Annotated in this window: 1 protein-coding gene and 1 pseudogene; both read left to right on the plus strand. The window is 68.5% G+C overall.

The features are described from left to right. Positions 1 to 45 precede the first annotated feature (45 nt). Positions 46 to 618, plus strand: a pseudogene (locus tag ACRDUX_RS06290) (maleylpyruvate isomerase N-terminal domain-containing protein); the annotation flags it as partial. Between the two features lie 69 nt (positions 619 to 687). Next, a complete protein-coding gene (locus tag ACRDUX_RS06295) occupies positions 688 to 1,440 on the plus strand; it encodes an alpha/beta hydrolase family protein (protein ID WP_526412057.1) in 753 nt (250 codons plus the stop codon). Positions 1,441 to 1,527 lie beyond the last annotated feature (87 nt).

A 1,527-nucleotide genomic window follows, 5' to 3' on the forward strand; every position in this document is an offset into this window, starting at 1 on the left:
CTTGTCCACAGAGCTGACTAAAAGACTACGAACGAACGGTCCAAGCCACCTCGTCCGAGTGCGATTGCCGACCTGCTGGCGCTACGTGAGCAGGCGACGGGCGCGCTGCTCGAACAGCTTGCGAGCCGCGAGGACGCCGAGCGCTGTTGGTCGTGGTGGCCCGACGATCAGAGCGTCGGGTTCACCCGCCGCATGCAGACCTACGAAGCCACGATGCACCGGGTCGACGCCGAGTTGGCGGCTGGCCTGCCCATCGGGCCGGTCGCCGACGAGGTCTCATCCGGTGCCATCGACCATGCCGTGGACGTGATGTGGGGATGGATGCCCGACGGCGCGGTCTACCAGCCGACCGCCGTGGTCGAGCTCGTCGCAGCCGATACGGGCGGGAGCTGGCTCGTCGAGGTGGGTTCGTGGGCCGCGTCTGGACGGCAACCCGGCAGCACCCTGGATGGACCAAGGGCGAGGCGGGCCACCGCGGGCCGACCATCGGCGACGGTCAGCGCTCCGGTGGGTGATCTTGCACTCTGGGCGTGGACCCGCGGTGGAACGGTGCGGACGGCGGGATTACGTCCAACGCTCGACGCACTCGACGCGGTCGTCTCGGCGGGAATGCCGTAACGCGGGTGCGGCCTCGGGTCGAGCCCCGTTCACCGTCGACGGACTCGTCGTGGTGACAGGATGATCCGCGTGGCAGAGCGAGTGTCGTTCCCCAGCACCACCGGCCCCGCCTTGGCGGGCATCGTCGACGTGCCGGAGGGCGAGGTGCGCGGATGGGGTGTGTTCGCCCATGGCTTCACCCTCGGCAAGGACTGCCCGGCGGCGAGCCGGATCTGCAAGCAGCTCGCCAGCGAGGGCATCGGCATGCTCCGCTTCGACAACCTCGGTCTTGGTCATTCCGAGGGCGACTGGGGCGACGGCTCGTTCTCGCACAAGGTCGACGACACCGTCCGCGCGGTGGAGTTCATGAACGGGTCGCGCCGCGAGGTCACGCTGCTGGTCGGGCATTCCTTCGGGGGCGCGGCCGTGATCGCCGCCGCCCACGACTGCCCCACGGTTGCGGCGGTGGCCAGTGTCGGCGCGCCCTACGAACCCGCTCACGTCGAGCACAACTACGACGCCCTCATCCAGCGCATCGAGGCCGACGGCGAGGCGCCCTTCCTGGCCGGTGGCAAGGCGCTCACCCTCAAGCGGCACTTCATCGAAGACATCCGCGCCGCCGATCTACGCGAGCGGATCAGAACGCTGCGCCGGGCACTGCTCGTCATGCACTCGCCCACCGACAACACCGTCGGCATCGTGAACGCCAGCGAGATCTTCCGCACCGCGAGGCACCCCCGCAGCTTCGTCTCGCTCGAAGGCGCCGACCACCTTCTCACCGGAAAGAACCAGGCAGCTCGAGCGGCCCGGATCATCAGCGCCTGGGCCGATCCCTACCTCTGAGGGCGCGAATTAGTCGTGCCTGGGATGCGTTCAACACCATGTCCGCATCGACGGGCGAGACGAAGGGAGGTACCGATGCACATTCCA

Source organism: Mycobacterium sp. (assembly GCF_050701675.1).
Lineage (GTDB): Bacteria > Actinomycetota > Actinomycetes > Mycobacteriales > Mycobacteriaceae > Mycobacterium.